The sequence below is a fragment of the Desulfohalovibrio reitneri genome (assembly GCF_000711295.1).
Classification (GTDB): domain Bacteria; phylum Desulfobacterota; class Desulfovibrionia; order Desulfovibrionales; family Desulfovibrionaceae; genus Desulfohalovibrio; species Desulfohalovibrio reitneri.
In genome coordinates, this window is sequence record NZ_JOMJ01000004.1 from 731,750 (window position 1) to 753,059 (window position 21,310).

At 63.5% G+C, this 21,310-nt stretch carries 20 protein-coding genes; 19 read left to right on the plus strand and 1 reads right to left on the minus strand.

Features of this window, described 5'->3' with window-relative positions; translation table 11 throughout:
- Positions 1–32 precede the first annotated feature (32 nt).
- The 19 genes from N911_RS0116000 to N911_RS0116090 all read left to right on the plus strand — a co-directional run bounded on the left by N911_RS0116000 (position 33) and on the right by N911_RS0116090 (position 19,879).
- Positions 33–1,040 carry an aldo/keto reductase gene (locus tag N911_RS0116000; protein WP_029898917.1) on the plus strand — a complete coding sequence of 336 codons (1,008 nt, stop codon included), beginning with the start codon at positions 33–35 and terminating at the stop codon, positions 1,038–1,040.
- Positions 1,041–1,123: 83 nt separating this feature from the next.
- Positions 1,124–1,522, plus strand: a complete 399-nt coding sequence (locus tag N911_RS0116005) for a hypothetical protein (RefSeq protein ID WP_029898919.1) — start codon at positions 1,124–1,126, stop codon at positions 1,520–1,522.
- 120 nt (positions 1,523–1,642) lie between these two features.
- Complete coding sequence (locus N911_RS0116010; RefSeq protein WP_237559957.1) at positions 1,643–2,938, plus strand: IS5 family transposase; 1,296 nt, start codon at positions 1,643–1,645, stop codon at positions 2,936–2,938.
- Positions 2,939–3,049: 111 nt separating this feature from the next.
- Positions 3,050–5,437, plus strand: a complete 2,388-nt coding sequence (ppsA, locus tag N911_RS0116015) for a phosphoenolpyruvate synthase (RefSeq protein WP_029898921.1) — start codon at positions 3,050–3,052, stop codon at positions 5,435–5,437.
- Entirely contained in the window at positions 5,434–6,819 is a 1,386-nt protein-coding gene (gene atpD, locus N911_RS0116020) for a F0F1 ATP synthase subunit beta (protein WP_029898923.1), read from the plus strand. The genes ppsA and atpD overlap by 4 nt, the downstream gene beginning before the upstream one ends.
- Complete coding sequence (locus N911_RS0116025; RefSeq protein ID WP_029898925.1) at positions 6,816–7,199, plus strand: hypothetical protein; 384 nt, start codon at positions 6,816–6,818, stop codon at positions 7,197–7,199. Before atpD ends, N911_RS0116025 begins: the two co-directional genes overlap by 4 nt.
- Positions 7,196–7,495 (plus strand): AtpZ/AtpI family protein, encoded by a 300-nt coding sequence (locus tag N911_RS0116030; protein ID WP_029898928.1) that lies wholly within the window; start codon positions 7,196–7,198, stop codon positions 7,493–7,495. Before N911_RS0116025 ends, N911_RS0116030 begins: the two co-directional genes overlap by 4 nt.
- Positions 7,492–7,782 (plus strand): ATP synthase subunit I, encoded by a 291-nt coding sequence (locus tag N911_RS0116035; RefSeq protein ID WP_029898930.1) that lies wholly within the window; start codon positions 7,492–7,494, stop codon positions 7,780–7,782. The genes N911_RS0116030 and N911_RS0116035 overlap by 4 nt, the downstream gene beginning before the upstream one ends.
- Positions 7,779–8,510, plus strand: coding sequence for a F0F1 ATP synthase subunit A (locus N911_RS0116040; protein WP_029898932.1), 732 nt, complete (start codon positions 7,779–7,781; stop codon positions 8,508–8,510). Before N911_RS0116035 ends, N911_RS0116040 begins: the two co-directional genes overlap by 4 nt.
- A 1-nt stretch (position 8,511) precedes the next feature.
- Positions 8,512–8,793, plus strand: a complete 282-nt coding sequence (locus N911_RS0116045) for a F0F1 ATP synthase subunit C (protein WP_029898934.1) — start codon at positions 8,512–8,514, stop codon at positions 8,791–8,793.
- A 3-nt stretch (positions 8,794–8,796) separates the two neighbouring features.
- Positions 8,797–9,645 carry a F0F1 ATP synthase subunit delta gene (locus N911_RS0116050; protein ID WP_029898936.1) on the plus strand — a complete coding sequence of 283 codons (849 nt, stop codon included), beginning with the start codon at positions 8,797–8,799 and terminating at the stop codon, positions 9,643–9,645.
- A complete protein-coding gene (locus tag N911_RS0116055; RefSeq protein WP_081859294.1) occupies positions 9,638–11,269 on the plus strand; it encodes an alternate F1F0 ATPase, F1 subunit alpha in 1,632 nt (543 codons plus the stop codon). The genes N911_RS0116050 and N911_RS0116055 overlap by 8 nt, the downstream gene beginning before the upstream one ends.
- The gene (locus N911_RS0116060; protein ID WP_029898940.1) at positions 11,262–12,164 is read left to right on the plus strand and encodes a F0F1 ATP synthase subunit gamma; all 903 of its coding nucleotides are present in this window, start codon (positions 11,262–11,264) and stop codon (positions 12,162–12,164) included. Before N911_RS0116055 ends, N911_RS0116060 begins: the two co-directional genes overlap by 8 nt.
- The gene (locus tag N911_RS0116065) at positions 12,161–13,405 is read left to right on the plus strand and encodes a glycosyltransferase (protein ID WP_029898942.1); all 1,245 of its coding nucleotides are present in this window, start codon (positions 12,161–12,163) and stop codon (positions 13,403–13,405) included. The genes N911_RS0116060 and N911_RS0116065 overlap by 4 nt, the downstream gene beginning before the upstream one ends.
- 1 nt (position 13,406) lies before the next feature.
- On the plus strand, positions 13,407–14,693 hold the full coding sequence (locus N911_RS0116070; RefSeq protein ID WP_035105635.1) for a glycosyltransferase: 1,287 nt from the start codon (positions 13,407–13,409) through the stop codon (positions 14,691–14,693).
- Positions 14,686–15,606: a transposase gene (locus tag N911_RS0116075; protein ID WP_138774446.1), complete on the plus strand. Its 921-nt coding sequence runs from the start codon at positions 14,686–14,688 to the stop codon at positions 15,604–15,606. Before N911_RS0116070 ends, N911_RS0116075 begins: the two co-directional genes overlap by 8 nt.
- A gap of 99 nt (positions 15,607–15,705) precedes the next feature.
- Positions 15,706–16,290: a cytochrome c3 family protein gene (locus N911_RS0116080; RefSeq protein WP_029898948.1), complete on the plus strand. Its 585-nt coding sequence runs from the start codon at positions 15,706–15,708 to the stop codon at positions 16,288–16,290.
- Between the two features lie 14 nt (positions 16,291–16,304).
- Complete coding sequence (locus N911_RS0116085) at positions 16,305–17,729, plus strand: multiheme c-type cytochrome (RefSeq protein ID WP_029898950.1); 1,425 nt, start codon at positions 16,305–16,307, stop codon at positions 17,727–17,729.
- 122 nt (positions 17,730–17,851) lie between these two features.
- Positions 17,852–19,879, plus strand: a complete 2,028-nt coding sequence (locus N911_RS0116090) for a response regulator (protein ID WP_051694517.1) — start codon at positions 17,852–17,854, stop codon at positions 19,877–19,879.
- Here N911_RS0116090 and N911_RS17800 read toward each other — a convergent pair.
- Positions 19,876–21,078, minus strand: coding sequence for a LuxR C-terminal-related transcriptional regulator (locus tag N911_RS17800; protein ID WP_138774447.1), 1,203 nt, complete (start codon positions 21,076–21,078; stop codon positions 19,876–19,878). The genes N911_RS0116090 and N911_RS17800 overlap by 4 nt on opposite strands.
- Between the last annotated feature and the right edge of the window lie 232 nt (positions 21,079–21,310).

Genomic DNA, 21,310 nt, shown 5'->3' on the forward strand with positions numbered 1-21,310 from the left:
TCGGGAAAGTGTAAACCAAAAAGGAGTCTCATATGGAATACGTCACCATCCCTGGAACCGGCATGGAGGTATCCCGCGTGGCCCTGGGCACTTGGGCCATCGGCGGCTGGATGTGGGGCGGCACGGATGAGGACGAGTCCATCCGCACCATCCACGCCGCCCTGGACAAGGGGGTCAACCTGGTGGACACCGCCCCGGTCTACGGCTTCGGCCGCTCCGAGGAGATCGTGGGCAAGGCGTTGGAGCAGTGGCGCGAACCGCGCGAGAAGGTGTGCATCTCCACCAAGGTGGCCCTGGAATGGGACGATGAGGGCACGGTGGTCCGCAACTCAACCAGGGAGCGCATTCTCAAGGAGGTCGAGGACTCCCTCAAGCGGCTGCGGACCGACTACCTCGACGTTTACTACATCCACTGGCCCGATCCGCTGGTTCCTTTCGAGGAAACGGCCGAGGTCATGAACCGGTTGCTTCAGGACGGCAAGGTTCGGGCCATCGGCGTGTCCAACTACTCGCAGCAGCAGATGGACACCTTCCGCAAGGCCGCGCCCATTAACCTCTGTCAGCCGCCCTACAACATCTTCGAGCGGCAGATCGAGGAGGATGTGAAGCCCTACTGCGAGAAGAACAACATCGGCCTGATGACATACGGTGCCCTCTGCCGGGGGCTGCTTTCCGGCAAGATGACGGCCGACAGGGAGTTCACCGGCGACGACCTGCGCAAGGTTGACCCCAAATTCCAGCAGCCCCGCTTTGATCAATACCTGAACGCGGCTGAGAAGCTAGACGGCATCGCCCACGAGAAATACTCCAGCAATCTCCTGCCCTTCGCCGTGCGATGGGTGCTGGACAAAGGAGTCCAGATCGCCCTGTGGGGCGGCCGCCATCCCCACCAGATGGATGCCCTGCCGGAGGTATTCGGCTGGAGCCTGGACAACGAGGACATGGAGCGAATCGACCGGCTCCTGGAGGTGGAGATCCGCAACCCCGCCGGGCCGGAGTTCATGGCGCCACCCAACCGCAAGGAAGCGGACCTGGGCTAACCCCTCCCAATCACCGCACTACCCGATACCTCCCCCCTGCCTCCCCTGTGGAGGTGGGGGGAAGGACCGTACTATACTGCCTATTGGAGTGGATCAGGCAACCGGAGGCGCGCGGCATCATACTCTTCCACATTCTCCTGGCCCTGGCGGCGGCCATCGTGTTCATGGGCATGTCCGCCATGCTTTTTCGGGCGCGCAAGGCGTGGATGCGTTCTTACCGGGCGGCGCTCTTGCTCTTTGTGGCCGCTCTGGCGGGGGGAGTCTGGCTGCAGCCCGGCGGTCCGCCGGTGTGGTCGGTCTTTTGGCTGCCCTTCCTGGCCGCGGCCGCGCTCATATGGGGGCTGATGGTCCTGTTTCCCACCAAGGAGCGAAAAGAGGAGGAGCCGGGAAGAGGGACGGAAAAGCTCTCCAAGGCCAAGTCCCCTTCGGTTTCCGGGCTCATAGGCGCATACTTTTGGTTCCTGCTCATTAGTCGGCCCTGAAAAACATCTATGACACTGAAAAGAATTAACAAAGTGTAGCATTCAATGTATCATTCTCGACCAGGAACTGTAGTGATTCTGCAAGAAACCGGTCGCGCCGTCACCGGTTCGGGAGTGATGATGAAGGCCAAGCCAGCCAAAAGCGATCAGGGCAATTTCCTCTACGAGGACCTCATCGATCAGCTCAATCCCAAGGACCCGCTGCTCAAGCTTGCAGCGAACATCCCCTGGGAAAGGTTCGAGCAGGAGTTTTCTAGCCTCTATAGTGAGTATGGTCGTCCAGCAAAGCCCATAAGACTCATGGTCGGGCTCATGATCCTCAAGCAGCTTGAAAATCTGAGCGACGAGCGTGTCATTGAGGCTTGGGTCCGGAACCCCTACTATCAGGCCTTCTGCGGTGAGACGCATTTCCGGTGGAGGCTTCCTTGTGACCCCACGGACTTGGTTTATTTCCGCAAACGCATCGGCGAGGGTGGGGCGCGTTTGATCTTCGAGGTCTCGGTGGGTCTGCACGGCGACGACGCCATGGAGCGGGAGATCGCCGTGGACACCACGGTCCAGGAGAAGAACATCACCTTCCCCACTGACGTGAAGCTTCTGACCAAGGTCATCAAGCGATGCAGGGCCATCGCCGAGTTCGAAGGAATCAGCTTGCGCCGCAGTTTCCGCCGTGAATTGCCAGGCCTCCTGCGCCAGCGATTCAAGAGTCGCAAGATCATCAAACGCATTCGGACCATGGCTGGCGTCCTGATCCGCGAACTTGAGCGCAAACTGCCCAAGGATTCGTTGGCCAGGCACAGGGAAGCTATGCAGCTCTTCCGCCGGGTCCATGACCAGAAACGTACCGACAAGAACAAGACCTACAGCCTGCACGAACCGGACGTGCTTTGCATCGGCAAGGGCAAAGAGCACAAAAAGTACGAGTTCGGACGCAAGGCCTCCATCGCCTGGACCAAGACCACCGGTGTGATCGTAGGAGCCATGTCCTTCAAGGAGAACGTTTTCGACGGTCACACCCTGCCGGATGTTCTGGAGCAAGTTTCGCAAATCACGGAATCCTGCCCCGAGGCGGCCATCTGTGACCGGGGTTACAGGGGGCGCAAAAAAGTCGGTGACACGAGCATTCTGATTCCGGGCCGGCCGAAGAAAAGCGACACGCCCTACCAGAGACGAAAGGCCAGGCAACGTTTTCGCAGACGCGCTGGCATCGAGCCGGTGATCGGACATCTCAAACACGACTTCCGCATGGCCAAAAACTTCCTGAAAGGGGCCCTCGGTGATGCGATCAACCTGCTGATGGCCGCAGCCGCGTTCAACTTCAAGAAGTGGATGCGGGGACTGAAGCACTTTTTGTCTCTTTTCGCCCCTTGGCTCTGCTTCGGAACCTGGAGTCGGGGCAGACTAAAGTACGCCTGATTCAATCTGAAAGGCCTTTTTCAGGACCGACTCATTACACTGCTCATCGCGGTCATCGCCAGGTACTGGCTGTTTTTCGCCAAGGCGTGACGGCAGACGGAGAAACACGACATGGTCCATGAAGACTACATCCGCTGGTTCGACGATCTGGTGTCGGACGACGTGCCCCTGGTGGGCGGCAAGAACGCCTCCCTGGGCGAGATGATCTCCTCCCTCAAGGAGCAGGGGGTGCGCGTGCCGGATGGCTTCGCCACCACGGCCGACGGCTACCGGCTCTACCTGGATGAATCCGGCCTCAAGGACAAGATAAGGGACAGGCTGGAGGCCCTGGACAAGGGCGAAAAGACGCTGGCTCAGACCGGCCGTTCTATCCGCAACCTCTTTCAGGGCACCCATTTCCCGGAGGAGATGGAGGAGGCCATACTGGCGGCCTACCGCAAGCTCTCTGAAAGGTCCGGCAAGGACGAGGCCGAGGTGGCGGTGCGTTCATCGGCCACGGCCGAGGATTTGCCGGAGGCCAGCTTCGCCGGGCAGCAGGAGACCTTTTTGGGCGTCCACGGAGAAGATGATTTGCTTGAGGCCTGCCGCCGCTGCTTCGCCTCCCTCTTCACAGACCGGGCCATCAGCTACCGCCAGGAAAAGGGCTTCGACCACATGGAGGTGGCCCTGTCCGTGGGCGTGCAGATGATGGTCCGCTCGGACCTGGCCGGAGCCGGGGTCATGTTCTCCATCGACACGGAAACGGGCTTTCCCGACATGGTGGTCATCAACGCCGCCTGGGGACTGGGCGAGAACGTGGTCCAGGGCGCTGTCACCCCGGACGAGTACCGCGTTTTCAAGCCGCTTCTCGGCCAGGAAGGGGCAAGGCCCGTAGTCGAGCGTTCACTGGGGGCCAAGGAAAAGAAAATGATCTACGGCCAAGGCGCGCGCCGCAAGGTGAAGAACGCCGACACCTCCAAGCGTGAGCGCAGCCTGCTCGTGCTCTCCGACGACGAGGTGCTGCAGCTGGCCCGTTGGGCCGTGGCCATCGAGGACCACTACGGCCGGGCCATGGACATGGAGTGGGCCAAGGACGGCGAGACAGGCGAAACCTTTATCGTGCAGGCCCGCCCGGAGACGGTGCAATCGCAGCGGGGCGCGGCCAGCTTTACCACCTTTGCACTCAAGGAGAAGGGCGAGGAACTCGTGCTGGGGCTGGCCATCGGGCAGGCCGTGGCCTCGGGCGACGTGCAGGTCATCGAGAGCGCCCGCGACATCGAGGAGTTCCGCGAGGGCGGCGTGCTGGTCACGCAGATGACCGACCCCGACTGGGTGCCCATCATGAAAAAGGCCCGGGCCATCATCACCGACCACGGCGGCCGCACCTGCCACGCGGCCATCGTCTCGCGCGAGCTGGGTATCCCGGCCATCGTGGGCACGGGCGACGCCACCGAGAAGCTGGACGAGGGACGCACCGTGACAGTCTCCTGCGCCGAGGGCGACACCGGCTTCGTCTACGACGGAGAGCTGGAGTTCATCCAGGAAGAGATCGACCTGGAGGGTTTGCCGGAAGTCCAAACGCAAATCATGATGAACGCAGCCAGCCCGTCATCGGTGTTCAACTGGTGGCGGCTGCCGGTGAAGGGCATCGGCCTGGCGCGCATGGAGTTCATCGTCAACAACTCCATCCGCATCCACCCCATGGCCCTGGTCAACTTCAACCGGCTGGCGGACAACCAGGCCAGGCATCAAATCGCCGGACTGACCAAGGGGTACGAAGACAAGACCGAATTTTTCGTGGACCACCTGGCCCTGGGCATAGGCCGCATCGCCGCCGCGGGCTGGCCCCATCCAGTCATCGTCCGTTTGTCCGACTTCAAGACCAACGAGTACGCCCAGCTCATCGGCGGGGCGGAGTTCGAGCCGGGCGAGCACAACCCCATGATCGGCTTCCGGGGGGCCTCGCGCTACTACTCGGACCGCTACCGCCAGGGATTCGCGTTGGAGTGCCGCGCCCTGCGAAGGGTGCGTGAGGAGATGGGCTTCACCAACGTGAAGATCATGGTGCCCTTCTGCCGCACCCTGACTGAGGCGGACAAGGTGTTGGAGGTCATGGCCGGGGAAGGCCTGAAACGGGGCGGGAATGATCTGGAAATCTACGTCATGGCCGAGATTCCGGCCAACATTCTGCTGGCGGAGGAGTTCGCGGAGCGGTTCGACGGTTTCTCCATCGGCTCCAACGACCTCACCCAGCTCATCCTCGGGGTGGACCGCGATTCGGACATCCTCTCCGGCGTGTTCGACGAGCGCAACGAGGCGGTGAAGCGGGCCGTGTCCGACCTCATCAAGCGGGCGCACGCCAAGGGGACCAAGGTGGGCATCTGCGGCCAGGCGCCCAGCGACTATCCCGAGTTCGCCTCCTTCCTGGTGGAACAGGGCATCGACTCCATTTCCCTGAACCCGGATTCCGTGGTCGGGGTCATCCGCAAAGTGGCCGAGACGGAAAAGGAGCGGTCGTGAGCGAAACCGTTTCCCGGGGCACTGTCACCTCGATTCGCGGCAGCGTGGTGGACGGCCGCTTCGGAGCCGGCCTGCCACCCATGCGCGGGGTGCTCACGGCCAGGGACGGCACGTACGTCATTGAGGTCATGAGCCACCTGGACAGCGAGCGCGTGCGGGGGATCGCCCTGACCACCACCCAGGAGCTGGCCGAGGGAGAGGAGTTGCTCTACCACGGCCGGGAGCTGGACGTGCCCGTGGGAGAAGGCATCCTTGGGCGCGTTTTCAATGTGTTCGGTGAGCCCATCGACAAGAAGGAGCAGCCCGGGGGCGAGCGGCGGCCCATCCATCAACCCCCCAAGCCCTTGGGCGAGCGGCGGGTGACGACGGAGGTTTTCCAGACGGGAATCAAGTCCGTTGACCTGCTGGCTCCGCTGGAGCGCGGCGGCAAGGCCGGGCTTTTTGGCGGCGCGGGCGTGGGCAAGACCGTGCTCATCATGGAGCTCATCAACAACATGGCCGCCCACCACGAGGGCGTGGGGCTGTTCTGCGGCATCGGCGAACGCAGCCGCGAGGGCGAGGAATTGTACCGGGAGATGAAGGAGGCGGGGGTCCTGGAGCAGACGGCCATGATCTTCGGGCAGATGAACGAGCCGCCGGGGGCGCGCTTCCGGGTGGGCCACGCCGCCTTGACCATGGCCGAATACTTCCGCGACGACCTGGGCCGGGATGTGCTCATGCTCATGGACAACATCTTCCGCTTCATCCAGGCGGGCATGGAGGTCTCCGGCCTCATGGGGAGGCTGCCCTCACGCCTCGGCTACCAGCCCACCCTGGGCACGGAGCTGGCCGAGCTGGAGGAGCGCATCTGCACCACCCGCAGCGCGGCCATCACCTCGGTGCAGGCTGTCTATGTCCCGGCGGACGACTTTACCGACCCGGCCGCGGTGCATACCTTCGGCCACCTGTCCGCCTCCCTGGTTCTGTCGCGGCAAAAGGCGGCCCAGGGTCTGTACCCGGCGGTGGACCCGCTCAAGTCCAACTCGGCCATGCTGGTTCCCCACGCCGTGGGCCGGCGCCATTACGAGACGGCCCGAGCCGTGCGCTCCACCCTGGCCGAATACGAGGACCTCAAGGACATCATCGCCATGCTGGGCATGGAGGAATTGTCCCGCGAGGACCGCCGCACGGTGCAGCGGGCGCGCAGGCTGGAACGGTTCCTTACCCAGCCCTTCAACGTCACCGAACAGTTCACGGGCATCGAGGGCCGGGTGGTGGACATCGAGGACACCCTTGACGGCTGCGAGCGTATCCTGGCCGACGAATTCTCGGATCGGTCCGAACGGGCGTTGTACATGATCGGCGCCGTGGACGAGGCCGCCGGCAAGGAGAAGGCGGCGTGAGGCTGGAAATACTTTCCACCACCGGTATCGCCTTTGAGGGGGAGGTGGGGAAGGTTGTCCTGGAGGCGGCGGACGGCTCACGGGGTTTGTTGCCCAGGCACCAGGATTATGTGGCCGCGCTTGAGCCGGGCATTCTGTCCTGCGTGCGGAATGGCCGGGAGATTTTCATGGCTGTGGACGAAGGCGTGGTGGTCAAGCAGGGGGATGAGGTTCTGGTTTCCACCATGAACGCGGTCACGGAGGCGGGCCTGGGTGAACTGCGGCGCGCCGTGCGGGAGCGATTTCTCACCCGGGGCGAGCACGAGGAAAGGGCCCGGCTGTCCATGGCCAGGCTGGAAGCGGGTTTCGCCAGGCGATTTTTGGAGTACAAGGGGATATGAGCCCGGAACGGAAGGACGAGGAGTTCAGCGAGCGGATTGGCCGCAAGGAGGAGCGCAAGATGCGCGCCCGCCGGGAAGGCGAACCCAATCCTTGGTTCGGGCTGGGCATGTTTGGCCTGGTGGGCTGGTCCGTGGCCATCCCCACTGTCATCGGTACGGCCATCGGCGTCTGGCTGGACGCGGATGGCGGCGGAGACGGCCGGTCCTGGACCCTGACCCTGCTCGGCGCGGGCCTGGGCGTGGGGTGCCTGACCGCCTGGTTCTGGGTGCGGCGGGAAAGCGGAGGTGGCGAATGAATGGCGGACTCTACCTGGACATGACCCTGGGCCTGCTGGGCGGCGTGGTCATCGGCGCGGCCTGTTTCGCCGCTCTGTGGTGGCAGATTGGACGCGTGCGCGCCAGTTCCCGGCCCGGCTTGTATCTGCTCCTGGGCTTTGTGGTCCGCTCCGTGGTGGCTGTGGGCGGATTGTGGCTCATCTCCGGCGGCAGGCCGCTCCCCCTGCTGACCGGGGTGCTCGGATTCTTTCTGGCCCGGCTGGCGGCCACCCGTCTCGTCCGGCCGCGCGGGACGGAGGAAGCGTGACGTTGAAGGACATCAGCCCGGACCAGGTGGTCTACTGGTCGCGCGGCGTCGTCGAACTCAACGCCACCATCGTCTGGACCTGGATCGTCATGGCCGGACTGGTGCTCTTTTCCCTGCTCATTACCTCCCGCCTCTCCACCGGCACCAAGATGTCGCGCTGGCAGAACCTGCTGGAGATCATCGTGCAGGGCATGCGGGACGAGATCGAGGGCATCGCGGGGCAGAAGCCGGGCATCTATCTGCCATTCGTGGGCACGCTCTTCCTCTTCATCGCCGTCAGCAACGTGCTGGGGGCGCTGGTGCCGGGCTTTGTGTCCCCCACGGCCTCGTTGTCCACAACGGCGGCCCTGGCCATCTGTGTATTCGTGGCCGTGTACATCTACGGCATCGCCGACCGGGGCGTGGTGGACTACTTCCGCCTCTACCTCAAGCCCAGCCCGCTCATGCTGCCCTTCAACATCATGGGCGAGTTGTCCCGCACCTTGGCCCTGGCTGTGCGCCTCTTCGGCAACGTCATGAGCGGGGCCAAGATCGTGACCATCCTCCTGGCGGTGGCCCCCATCTTCTTCCCCATCCTCATGAAGGCCCTGGGCCTGCTGACAGGACTTTTGCAGGCTTACATCTTCGCCATCCTGGCCATGGTCTACATCGCCGGTGCCACCCGCGCACGCAAGCAGAGCGAGGAAAAGGAACCCGCCCAAGAGGGCGGCCAGCAAGGAGAATCCTGACATGAACATCGCCGCCGTCATCGGACTGGCCTCCGTGGTCACGGCCGGACTGACCATCGCCATCGGCGCCATCGGCCCGGCTTTGGGCGAGGGGCGGGCCGTGGCCCAGGCCCTCAGTTCCATGGCCCAGCAGCCGGACGAATCCGGGACCATTTCCCGCACCCTCTTCGTGGGCCTGGCCATGATCGAGTCCACGGCCATCTACTGCTTCGTGGTCTCCATGATCCTGCTCTTCGCCAACCCCTTCTGGGACTGGGCCATCCAGCAGGCGGCCGGAGGCTAGGCCATGCTCATCGACTGGTTCACGGTCGGAGCCCAGATCGTCAATTTTCTGGTGCTTATGGCCCTGCTGAAAATCTTTCTCTACGACCGCATCGTGCGGGCCATGGACAAGCGCGAGGAGCGCATTTCCGCCAGCTTGCAGGAAGCTGACCAGCGCACCGAGAAGGCGGACCAGGAACGTGAACGCCTGCGAGAGGAGCGACGCGAGCTTGAGATGAAGCGGGAAGAGGTCTTGGACGACGCCCGACGGGAGGCCGAGAAGCGGAGAGAGGAAATGTTGCGTGACGCCAAGGACGAGGCGGAGGCCTTGCGGCGGCGGTTCGCCGAGGCCTTCGAGCGGGAGAAGCGCTCCCTGGCCTCGGAACTGCGTGAAGGAGTGGTGCGGGAGTTCACCGACCTGTTGCGTAAGGCCATGCGAATTCTTGCGGGCACCGACCTGGAGGATAGGGCTGCGGAGGTCTTTCAGCAGCGGCTGGACGACCTGGATGAAACGCAGTGCGGCAAGCTCGCCCAGGGCGCGGAACGGGACGGCGGGCGGTTGGCCGTGACCACCGCTTTCGAACTGCCCGGCAAGCTCAAGAGTGCCCTCACCCGTAAAATCCATCAGCGTATCGGCGAGGACGTGGAGTGCGAGTACGCCACGGACGGCGAGGTGCTGCTGGGCGTGGAGCTTTCCGCTGGCGGCGCGCGGGTGGCCTGGAGCATGCGGGAGTATTTGCGCAGGCTGGAGGAGAGCGTCATGGAGGTGCTCGAGAGCCGGGGCTACGGCGACGAGGACGCTCCGGCGGAATCCGGGGATAAACCCGCCGCCGGAACCATGAAAACGCGACCCGCCGGAGGGGGCGATGACTGACGAATCCGGCCTCGATATGCTGCGGAGCGCTTTGAATGGTCCGCTGGTGGCGGCGCGGGAGGCGGCCGATGCTCCGTTCGAGCCAGTGCTGGAGAACGTGGGCCGCATCCGTTCCATCGGGGAAGGGGTGGCCAGGGTCCGCGGCCTGCGAGGCGTGCGCTCCGAGGAATTGATCAGTTTCCGTGGCGGCCGTCTTGGTCTGGCGCTCAACGTGGACGAGAACGAGACCGGCGTGGTTATGCTGGATCCCTCGGAGTCTCTGGGCTCCGGGGACGAGGCCCGGCGCACCGGGCGGGTGCTGGACACCCTGGTGGGGCCGGAACTGCGGGGCAGGGTGGTGGATCCCAGGGGGCGTCCCCTGGACGACAAGGGACCCTTGCGCACGGCCGATCGGCTGCCGGTGGAGCGCCCGGCCCCGGCCATCATGGATCGCGCTCCGGTGCAGGAACCGTTGCAGACCGGCCTGAAGGTGGTGGACGCCCTCATCCCTGTGGGGCGCGGACAGCGGGAGTTGATCCTGGGCGATCGGCAGACAGGCAAGACAGCCGTGGCCCTGGACACCGTTCTCAACCAGAAGAACCGGGAGGTCTTTTGCATCTATTGCGGCGTGGGCAAGCGGGCATCGGCCATGGCCAAGGTCATCGCCACCCTGCGCGAGAATGGGGCCATTGACTATTCCTGCGTGGTCATGGCCACCGAGGAGGATCCGCCCGGCCTGCAATTCGCGGCCCCCTACGCGGCCATGAGCATGGGCGAGCGGATCATGGAGGAGGGCGGCGACGCCCTGGTCATCCTCGACGACCTGACCCGGCACGCCCGCGCCTACCGCGAACTCTCCCTGCTGCTGCGCCGCCCGCCGGGGCGCGAGGCCTTTCCGGGGGACATCTTCTACATCCATTCCCGGCTGCTGGAGCGCTCCACGCATCTGTCCAAGGAGCAGGGCGGCGGCTCCCTGACCGCCCTGCCCATCATCGAGACCGAGGCGCAGAACATTTCCGCCTACATCCCCACCAACCTCATCTCCATCACGGACGGGCAGATATATCTTTCCCCGGACCTGTTTCAGAAGGCCATCCTGCCCGCGGTGGACGTGGGCCGGTCGGTTTCCCGGGTGGGCGGCAAGACGCAGCTTCCCGCTTACCGGGCCGTGGCCGGCGACCTCAAGCTTGCCTATTCGCAGTTCGAGGAGTTGGAGGCGTTCTCCCGCTTCGGCACCCGGCTGGACGAGGAGACCCGCCAGACCCTTGAGCGGGGAAAACGGGTGCGTGAAGTGCTTAAGCAGGACCAGTATTCCCCGCTGCCGGTGATGGAGCAGCTGGCCCAACTTATCGCGGTCAATCAGGGCGTGCTGGACGACCTGCCTCTGGACGGCTTGGCATTCCGTGTGGCCGAGGCGGCGGCCGCCGTTGTCGCGGACATGCCCGATCTCTCGGAGAAGGTGCTCTCCGGCAAAAAACTGGACGACGCGGAGCGTGAGAGGGTGGCCGGGGCCATGGCGGACCACCTGCGCGAGGAAGCTGAAAGCAAGGAAACGGAGGAGAAGGAAAGGGGAAGTACGGAATCCGAAGGAGTGAAGTCCGAAGGCCGGAAAGCGGATAGTCCGGAGGAAGGAGCGGATGGCTGAATCCACCGAAGCCCTTGCCCGCCGCATCTCCGGGGCGGAGGACCTGCATTCCGTGGTCAAGACCATGAAGGCCATGGCCGCGGTGAACATCCGCCATTTTCAGGACGCGGCCGAATCCATGGAGCGCTACCGCCACACTGTGGAGCTGGGTTTCACAGCAGTACTGCGGTCGCGCCCCGATCTGCTCTCCCGCTCCCGCCCCGCCTTGCCTGACGCGCCGCTGGGCGCGGTCCTTTTTGGTTCGGACCAGGGCATGTGCGGGCAGCTCAACGAGGAGGTGGGGCGGCTGTATCTACGGACGCTGCGGGACGAAAACCGTGATCCGCACAAGGTTTCGCTGTTGGCCATGGGGGAGCGGCTGGCGGGCTTCGCCGAGGAGGCGGCAACCGCGCCGGAAAAAATGTTTCACGTGCCGGGCGGTGCGGACGGCATCGGCCGGCTGGTCAGGTCCATGCTCGTCTCGGTGGAGGAGTGGACCAGGCAGCGCGGCATTGAGCGGCTTGCCCTGTTCTACAGCCGGGAGGCGGAGCGGGGCGGCACCGAGGCTGTCGTGGACGAACTGCTTCCCCTGGACAGGGAGTGGATGAGGCGCCTGGCGAGGAGGGAGTGGCCCACTCGTTCCCTGCCGGTGGTGACAATGGACACCGGGGAACTGTACTCTCGGCTGGTGCGGCAGTATCTCTTTTCCGGGTTTTTCCGGGCCGTTGCCCAGTCCCTGGCCGCGGAAAACGCCGCCAGGCTGGCCTCCATGCAGGGCGCGGAGAGCAGCATCCGGGACAAATTGCGCGAACTGCGCCAGAGCTACCAGCAACAGCGGCAGAACGCCATCACCGAAGAAATCATCGACATCGTTTCCGGCTTCGAAGCATTGGAAGAGAGTGGTGAGGCCAAATGACCAGGATGAAAGGAATCGAGGCCTTCAAGCCCCTCATCGGAGCTGAGTCGGTTGAGCGCATCAAGTCCAAGGCCGCCATGGTGGACGACATGCATGTGGTGCACGTCAACTCCACCTTCTACGGCGGAGGGGTGGCCGAACTGCTCTCCTCCCTGACCATCCTCATGAACCAGCTGGGCGTGCGCACCGGCTGGCGGGTCATCCAGGGATCGCCGGATTTCTTCAGCATAACCAAAAAGATGCACAACGCCCTGCAAGGTGGCGGCATCCGCCTGACCCAGCTGAAAAAGGACATCTACGAGCGGGTGGTGGAAAAGAACGCCATGCGCAACCATTTTCAGGACCACGACCTGGTCATGGTGCATGATCCCCAGCCTTTGCCGCTCATCCAGCATTACCGCCGCCGCTGCCCATGGGTCTGGCGCTGCCATGTGGACCTTTCCGAGCCGCACGAGGAACTGTGGGACTACCTCAAGCAATTCGTCAGCCAGTACGACGCCACCATCGTCAGCACCAGGGGGTACACCCGCGACCTGGACTCGCCCCAACTCCGTTTCCACCCCGCCCTGGACCCGTTCGACTCCAAAAACGTTGAGATGGGCGAGAAGGAGATAACCGGCCGGCTGGAGCATTACGGCATCCCCACCGATAGGCCCCTGGTTGTGCAGATTTCCCGTTTCGACAAATGGAAGGATCCGGAGGGGGTGGTCGAGGCCTTCAAGAAGGCCAGGGAAGAAGTGGACGCTACCCTTGTTCTGTTGGGCAACATCGCCACCGACGACCCCGAGGGCGAGAGGGTGTACCAGTCCCTGATGGATTGCCGCGAGGAACGCATCATCATCCTCTCCAAGCAGGACACCTCCCTGGTCAACGCTTTGCAGCGGCGGGCCGCAGTGGTGGTGCAGAAGTCCATCCGCGAGGGGTTCGGCCTGACCGTGACCGAGGCCATGTGGAAGGGGACGGCCGTCGTTGGCGGCCGGGCCGGAGGTATTCCCTCCCAGATCACGGATGGCGAGAACGGATTCCTGGTGGATTCCGTTGATGAGTGTGCGGAGCGAATAAAACAGCTCATTGGCGACGAATCCCTGCGCCAGCGGCTCGGCGAGGCCGCCATTGAAACCGTGCGGGAGAACTTTCTTCTCAGCAGGCTGGCGGAGCAGCACCTGGATCTTATGGGGTCGTTCCACTCGGAGTTCACTTTGGAAGGCATGTCCACCTGTCGCGTCAATGGAGGAGACTAGGGTGCGCGTGTGCATGTTCACCAACACCTATCTGCCACACGTTGGCGGTGTGGCCCGCTCTGTGGACGCGTTCAGCCGTGACTTGGCGGCCAGGGGACACGAGGTGCTGGTGGTGGCTCCCACCTTTCCGGACAAGGAGGACGGCGAGGAGCCGGGGCCGGTGGCCGGAGTGAGCGTCTTTCGAGTCCCCGCCATCCAGAATTTCAACGGTTCGGATTTCTCGGTGCGGCTTCCCATGCCCTTCCGGCTGAGCAAGCGCATAGACGGCTTCAATCCGGACCTCATCCACTCCCACCACCCCTTCCTCCTGGGTGACGCCGCTCTGCGGGCGGCCGAGGTGCGCGGACTGCCCGTGGTCTTTACCCACCACACCATGTACGAGCGCTATACCCATTATGTGCTGGAAACCGAGGCCATGAAACGCTTCGTGATCCAGCTTTCCACCGGCTACGCCAACCTGGTGGACCGGGTTGTGGCTCCATCCGAGAGCGTTGCCGAGGTGTTGCGGCGACGCAAGGTCAAGACGCCCATCCGGGTGGTGCCCACCGGAGTGGATACGAAATTCTTCGCCTCCGGTGACGGTGAGCGGTTCCGAGTCAAACACGGCATCGAAACGAGTACGCCTGTTGTCGGCCATCTGGGCAGATTGGCTTTCGAGAAGAATCTCGACTACCTGGGGCGTGCCGTCGCCGAGTACCTTCGCCATAACGAAGGCGTTTTCCTGGTGGCAGGGAACGGGCCGGCGGAAAAGCGGCTGCGGAACATCTTTTCGGAGGAAAAGCTCAAGGGGCACCTGCTGCTGGTCGGCATGCTGCAAGGGGACGACTTGGCCGACTGCTACAAGGCCATGGACGTTTTCACCTTTGCCTCCACTTCGGAAACCCAGGGCATGGTGCTGACCGAGGCCATGGCCTCCGGAACGCCGGTGGTGGCCCTGGATGCTCCCGGCGCGCGCGAGGTGGTGGAGGACGGCCGCAACGGACGCCTGCTCCCCGAGGAGACGAAACCGGAGGATTTCGCGTCGGCCATCGGCGAGGCCCTGGAGAAGTCGGACTCGTGGCGTTCCCGAGCGGCCGGACGGGCCGAGGAATTCTCCCGCGACACCTGCGCGGAGAAGCTGCTGGACCTGTACCGGGAGATTCTGGCCGAGCGGCCGGAAACGGAACGTCCGCAGGAAGATTGGTTGGAGACTCTGGAGATCGTGCAGCGCAGGCTGCGCACGGAGTGGGACATGCTGGGCGAAAAGGCCAAGGCCGCCCTGGAGGCGCTGGAGATGGGCCGTGGGTAGAAAGCTCGATTTGACTCAGGTCAAGGCGGCGGCCGAGGTCGCTTGGCCGAGTGGCCCCATGTGCGACACAGCCCGGCTTGCGGACCTGACACCGGAGGTTGTCCGAGAGGCATTCGAGGAGGCCTGCGCGCGCCACGGCTGGCCGAATTGCCCGCGTTGCGCCGAGGAGCGCACCTACCCGCTGAAGGAGGGCAGGCGTCGCTGTTCATCCTGCGGCTACACCTTCGGCCTTTTCACGCGGCGCTGGGCCGGCAAGCTCAGCGCCGCCCCGGGACGCTGGCTTGAATTCTTGAGGGCTTTCGCGGAGGGCGAGAGCGTCAGTTCGGCCTCGAGCAAAACGGACGCCGCCTACAACACGGTTCTCAAGGCCTATAACGTCATGCGTCAGGCCATCCTGTGCCTTCTGGAAGGACACGAAAGCTTTTTTTCCCCGGAAGGCGACCTCCTGGTCGCCTGCACCGCTCAGGATTCGGGCAGGGGCGGCGGAGGCTGCGACGATTGCCTGATGCCCGTGCTGACCTTGCGCGAGGACGGTCGCGGTGTCGATATGACCGTGCACCCGGCGTTGCGCTCCCGGGACGTGGTTTCCATGCCGCTGGCCAAGAAGGCTTGGCGGCAGATCATCTACACCGAACCGTTCAAGGGGTCGGACTCGCTTCTTTTCTCCTGTTGCAAGCAGGCCTTCGAGAATCTTCGCAGCGTTTTCCTGGACGACTCGCTACCCCTGGACAGGGGCTCATTTCTCTACTCCACCGAACGCCTATTCAGCCAAACACCATGCTATAGCCTGGAAAAATATTATCTGTTTTTGGCCGAATCCGCTTTCCGCCACGACAGAAGTCCGGGCCGGATCAAAATGGACTTGCTGGATGCCCTTTGCCGTCCGGTGCCAAATCTTGCGCATGTCAGATAGGGCGTGACCTCCCCGCCCGGCGTACGCAGAGTACACTAAGAGTGTGGTCGGCACCGTCCGGCCGGCGTACGGCAGGGACAACCGAACCAAGGGGAGGCCATGCAGAAACGCAGTACATTCCGCACCATTGGGCTGGTAGTCCTGGGGCTCGTTCTGGGCGCACCCATATTCCATTTCACCATCGTGGCCATGGCCGAAACCTCGACCCCCGAGTTTTGCGGCACCTGCCACGAGATACAGCCGGCGGTGGAAAACTGGAGCACTTCCACCCACGCCAACAATGAGCGCGGCGTGGTGGCCGACTGCATGGATTGCCACATCCCGCCGCCGGAGAACGTGGCCCAGTTCGTCTACCTCAAATCCAAGCACGGCCTGCGTGACATCACCAGCCACTTGATCAACGGCCCCGAGGGTTACGACCGGGAGGAGGCCCGGGAGGGTGCCTGGGGCGAGATCGAGAACGAGTGGTGCATGCGCTGCCACGACAGGCTGCTGGACATGCCCAACAAGCGTGGAGCCATGCTGGCCCACCGCAGCGTGCTCTACGCCAGGCCGGGTAACGAGAAGAAGTGCACCGATTGCCACTACAATCTGGTGCACGTCGACCGTGGGTTCCACGAGTACGCCAACCTGCGCGAGGTGCCCTACCGCTCTCCGGGCTTGCGCCAGGTGGGGAACAACTAGCCGAGGAGGAGGACATGCGAGGCAAAGGGTTTGTGATCGGCGTGGTCTGCGCCGCCATTGGACTGGTCGCCGTGGCGTTCTGTTCGCCGGGACTGGCCCAGGAGGAACAGGAGCTACCGCCCAATTTCCCCAAGGTACGCGAATTCAGGTTGGAGCGGGCCATGCCCGAGCAGGCCGTGGCCTGCATCGAATGCCACAAGCAGACCACGCCCGGAATCTTCAGCGACTGGGCTGCCAGCGACCATGCTGATTCCGGCATCACCTGCCTGGACTGCCACTTGGCCAAGCCCAACGACCCGGACATCGCCAAGGACCATGAAAAGTACTACGACCGGGACGACCTGCCTTACGGCGAGGCCAAGTACGAGGTGCCCATTGCGGCCATTGTCTCGCCCAAGGACTGTTCCCGCTGCCATCCCGACGAGACTAAGCAGTACGCCAAGTCCAAGCACGCCAACACGCTTGAGATCATCTGGAAGATCGACTTCTGGCTCAACGACGGCATGAACAATGCCAACGAGCGTCAGACTGGCTGCTTCGCCTGCCACGGCACCGTTGTCACGGTTGACGACGAGGGCAAGATCGACCCCGACACCTGGCCCAACGTGGGTGTGGGGCGCATCAACCCCGATGGCTCCAAGGGCAGCTGCTCCTCCTGCCACACCCGTCACCGCTTCGACGTGGCCGAGGCGCGCCGCCCCGAGGCTTGCGACCAGTGCCACCTTGGCCCCGACCATCCGCAGATCGAGATCTACGAGGAATCCAAGCACGGCACGCTCTACCACGCCTACCAGGACGAGTATAACTTCGACGCCGCTCCCGGCACCTGGACTCCAGGCGAGGATTACCGTGCGCCCACCTGCGCGTCCTGCCACATGTCCGGTGTGGGCACCGTGTCCACCACGCACGACGTGACCGAGCGGCTCTCCTGGGAGACCCAGGCTCCGCTGACCGTCCGCCCCTCCGAGTTCGGCGCCTTCCCGGCCGACACCAACTGGGAGGAGGAACGGGACAAGATGAAGTCCATCTGCAACCAGTGCCATGGTGACGCCTGGACCAACGATCACTACACAAGCCTGGATAACGCGGTGGAGAACTACAACGAAAACTACTTCAAGCCCGCCAAGGCCAAGCTGGATGAGCTCTATGAGAAGGGGCTCATGGACGACAGCAAGTTCTTTGACGAGCCTCTGGAGTGGGAATTCTACGAATTGTGGCACCACGAGGGCCGCAGGGCGCGCATGGGCGTGGCCATGATGGCTCCGGACTACGCCTGGTGGCATGGCTTCTATGAGTGCAAACACCGCTTCGCCGACTTCATGGAGCGGGCCAACACCATGATCAAGACCGGGCAGAAGTCCATCAAGTGGGAGCACTTCCCCGGCGCCACCGGAGACACCACCAAACCGGCGGTCATCTTCGGCAAGCAGGGCGGCTGAGCCGCACCTTTCGAACCGAAGGCCAAAACGGCCCGCGCCTCAGGCGCGGGCCGCTTTTTTGTCTCTCCCTCGTTGCGGCGGATTTGTGAACACGCTATGAGGGGGCCTATGGGAGAAAAACCATGACCAAACCGCCGCGGGAACACCACGCGCCCGAGGACGCCGAGAGCCTGCGCCGTGAAAACGAGGAACTCCGGGAACGCTTGGCGGAACTGGAGCACGCGGCCCGCGAGGCCCAGGAGGCCAGGCGTGAACAGGACGCGGTCAACCGGCTGATTCCCTGGGGCCTGTGGAGCGCGGACTCCGGCGGCAGAGACCTGCGCTTCGGAGCCCCCTTTCTGGAAATGCTGGGCGTGGAACAGGCGGATTTTTCCTACGATCTCTGGGCCGCCCGGCTGCATCCGGACGACAAGGAACAGGTCACGGCCAACTGGAAGGCATCGCGCCGCAAGCGGGCTTTCTGGTCCCAGGAGTACCGCATACGGGACAAGGAGGGTAATTACCGCTCGGTATTCTCCAGGGGGGCTCCGGTTTACGACGAGGACGAATCCATGGGGGGCTGGGTCGGCGTCTGCCTGGACATGGACCACCGCAAGCACCTTGAGCAGAGTCTGCGGCGGGCCAAGGAGCAGGCGGAGGCAGCTTCCCGCGCCAAAACCGACTTCCTGGTCAACCTCAGCCATGAGTTGCGTTCGCCGGTTACGGGCATTCTGGGCACCGCAGAGGTGATGAGCCGCCGGGAGCCCACACCCGAGCAGCGGGAAGCTCTGGAGCTTATTCGGCTCTCGGGCAACGCCATGATGGGGCTGGTCAACGACCTGCGCGATATCTCGCGGCTGGACAAAGGCTGCGTGGAATTGCGGCGTATCGACTTCGATCTCGAGGGAACCTTGGAGGAAGCCCTTTCCATCTATACCTATCTAGCCAGAGAGAAGGGGCTGGCGCTGCGCACGAGCCTCGGGAAGGGCGTTCCAGAGTGGGTGCGCGGAGACCCGCACCGACTGGGGCAGATTTTGCGCAACCTGGTTGGCAATGCACTCAAATACACCGTGAGCGGATCGGTTTCCGTGGAGGTGGAGCTCGTTTCGGAGAAGGGAGGCGAGGTCGAATTGCTCTTCAGCGTTTCCGACACCGGACCGGGCATAGCCAAGGACCGGGTGGCCAATCTCTATCAGAGCCTCAAGCAGAAGAGTTCCCCGGACAGGCTGGGCGGCGCCGGGGTCGGCCTTACCCTTGTCGGCCGCCTGGTCGACCTCATGGGGGGTGATGTTTCCGTTTCAAGCCGCGAGGGAAAAGGAAGCAGCTTCTATTTTAATCTCCCCTTGCTCCGGGGGGAGAAACCGGAAGCCGGGGGGGAGCAGCCCGAACTCGCCGCGCAATCGAATGCGTGGCGGTTGAGTCAGCCGGGACCGCGCGTCCTGGTGGTGGAGGACAACAGGGTCAACCAGCGGTTCCTGCTGACCCTCCTGGAGGACGAGGGGTACAGGGTGAAGCTGGCCGAAAACGGTCAGGACGCGCTGGATGTCCTGGATTCCGGAGAGACGTTCGACGTGGTGCTCATGGACGTGCAGATGCCCGGCATGGACGGTCTGGAGGCCACCCGCCGAATTCGCCGGGAGCGGCGCGCCTGGTACAGCGACATACCCATCATCGGCCTGAGTGCTTACGCAATGAAGGGGGACAGGGAACGCTTCCTCAGTGAAGGCATGGACGAGTACCTGCCGAAGCCGGTGAATATCGACGACCTGTGGGAGTCCCTGCGCCTTTACGCCCGCGCGCCGGAGGGTGAAGACCCGGATCGGGACGCCCGTTTGATCGACCATGCCTTCCTGCGCGAAACGTACAGGGGCAAGGAGGATTTGCTTCGGCGGCTGGTGGGCGAGTTCGCCAACGAGACCGTACGTATGCGCCATGCGTTAAGCGAGGCCAGGGAAAAGGGCGGAATCGAGGAAGCCGCCCGGCTGGCGCACGGCATAGGCAGCCAAGCCGGCACCCTGGGCTTGCCCAGGCTGCGCTCGCGGGCCCTGGAGGCTGAGCGGATCATCAAGGAGAGTGATCGAGACGAGGCGGACCGCGCGGTTGCCAGGCTGGAGGAGGCCGTTTCGGAGGGGCTGGATGCACTGCGCCGGGAGACCGGCGTCAGCAACTAGCCGAAGATTGCGTTGCGTTTGCTGCGAAGGAAGGAATACAGGGTAGTGGACTTGCCCTTGAGGTCCAGCTTCTTGCGGATGTTCTTGCGGTGCGTCTGAATGGTCTCCAGGGAGGAGTTCAGCAGGTCCGCGATTTCCTTGGTGCTCTTTTTGGTAAGGATGTATTGGCAGACCTCGATTTCCGTCGGGGTCAGCTTGAGCAGGGCATCGTCCAGGCCCGATGAGGACGGATCCTTGGCCAAGTCGCGCACCATGGACATGGCGCTTTCCTTGAGCTCCAGGCGAACATCGCGGTCATCCGTGTCCGCCATTTTTTCCAGAATCGGTGAGAGTGTCACCTCGGCCGAGTGCAGAAATTCCTTCTGCAGTTCCGACTTCTCGTCCTCGAAGGAGCGGGAGAGGTTGCGCAGGGTGGAGCTGAGATCGTCGCTGCGCCGTTTTTCCTCTTCCAAATCCTCGCTGAGCAGCCGCTCCCGGCTGAGATCGCGGAAGATGAGGTAGAAAAGCGATTTCTCAGCCAGATTGGCGCGGCAGACGGTGGTTTCAACCGGGAAGCTCCCTCCGGCGGTGTCGACGGCCTCCTGCTCCCCGATCCAGGTCTCCTCGTCCCCGAGCCGCCGCAGGATCTGGTTCAGGCCGTGGGCCGAACGGATGCTGAGCAATTCGTCCAATCCCGAGCCCAGCAGGTCGGAGAGGGCGGTCTGGAACAGTTCGCAGGCGGGTTGGTTGGCGGAAACGACCTTTCCTTCCTCGCTGATGAGCAAAAGCGGATTGCGTGTCAGGTGAAACAGGGTGTCGAAAAGCTTTTCCGCCTCGTTCAGCGCGAACTGCTTCCTTTCCAGTTTGGTCCGCAGGGGGGAGAGCAGCGGGTCGAAGTCGTCCTCCCGTTGCAGCAACCAGAGATGCCCGGTTTCCTCTCCGACATCCAAGGGGATGCAGCGAACGGCCATGGCGGTGCCGTCCTTGGCGGATCGCGCCTGGATGAACCTCTCGGGGCGGTCCTGGGCGTTGAGGTTGAGCAGGTCCGGAACGTGGACGTCTTTCCCCCGGGTCTTGGGGTAGAAGGACTTGGCTCTGGGGGTGACGCGCAGCAGCTTGCCCCGCGCGTCGCTGAGGATGGCGGGCAGTCCCAGGTCTTCCAGAAGGTCCAGGCAAGCGCCGGGATCATTGGTCGGAAGCGCGATCGTCTCTTTCGTCATGATGGTGCCCACCTGTTTATCATAACTGAAGTCCGGGGCAAGCCCTTTCTTTTATTCCGGCCATAATGCCGCGCCGCGCGGGAGCCCGCCACCCCGGTGAAAGGCTCGCCCCGAAAGCTCACCACTTTGTCACCTTGGGGAGGGCAAAAAGGTTTTCTAAACAGGCAACATGCGTACGGCGGAAGGTTGCCTGGGCGGTAATACCTGCGAGAGACCCGTGCGTGCGCGATTG

Excerpts from the sequence above, each read along its gene's own strand:
- N911_RS0116000 (WP_029898917.1), top strand. The coding sequence starts at position 33 with ATGGAATACGTCACCATCCCTGGAACCGGCATGGAGGTATCCCGCGTG.
- N911_RS0116010 (WP_237559957.1), top strand. The coding sequence starts at position 1,643 with ATGAAGGCCAAGCCAGCCAAAAGCGATCAGGGCAATTTCCTCTACGAG.
- ppsA (WP_029898921.1), top strand. The coding sequence starts at position 3,050 with ATGGTCCATGAAGACTACATCCGCTGGTTCGACGATCTGGTGTCGGAC.
- N911_RS0116030 (WP_029898928.1), top strand. The coding sequence starts at position 7,196 with ATGAGCCCGGAACGGAAGGACGAGGAGTTCAGCGAGCGGATTGGCCGC.
- N911_RS0116035 (WP_029898930.1), top strand. The coding sequence starts at position 7,492 with ATGAATGGCGGACTCTACCTGGACATGACCCTGGGCCTGCTGGGCGGC.
- N911_RS0116045 (WP_029898934.1), top strand. The coding sequence starts at position 8,512 with ATGAACATCGCCGCCGTCATCGGACTGGCCTCCGTGGTCACGGCCGGA.
- N911_RS0116050 (WP_029898936.1), top strand. The coding sequence starts at position 8,797 with ATGCTCATCGACTGGTTCACGGTCGGAGCCCAGATCGTCAATTTTCTG.
- N911_RS0116055 (WP_081859294.1), top strand. The coding sequence starts at position 9,638 with ATGACTGACGAATCCGGCCTCGATATGCTGCGGAGCGCTTTGAATGGT.
- N911_RS0116060 (WP_029898940.1), top strand. The coding sequence starts at position 11,262 with ATGGCTGAATCCACCGAAGCCCTTGCCCGCCGCATCTCCGGGGCGGAG.
- N911_RS0116065 (WP_029898942.1), top strand. The coding sequence starts at position 12,161 with ATGACCAGGATGAAAGGAATCGAGGCCTTCAAGCCCCTCATCGGAGCT.
- N911_RS0116080 (WP_029898948.1), top strand. The coding sequence starts at position 15,706 with ATGCAGAAACGCAGTACATTCCGCACCATTGGGCTGGTAGTCCTGGGG.
- N911_RS0116085 (WP_029898950.1), top strand. The coding sequence starts at position 16,305 with ATGCGAGGCAAAGGGTTTGTGATCGGCGTGGTCTGCGCCGCCATTGGA.
- N911_RS0116090 (WP_051694517.1), top strand. The coding sequence starts at position 17,852 with ATGACCAAACCGCCGCGGGAACACCACGCGCCCGAGGACGCCGAGAGC.
- N911_RS17800 (WP_138774447.1), bottom strand. The coding sequence starts at position 21,078 with ATGACGAAAGAGACGATCGCGCTTCCGACCAATGATCCCGGCGCTTGC.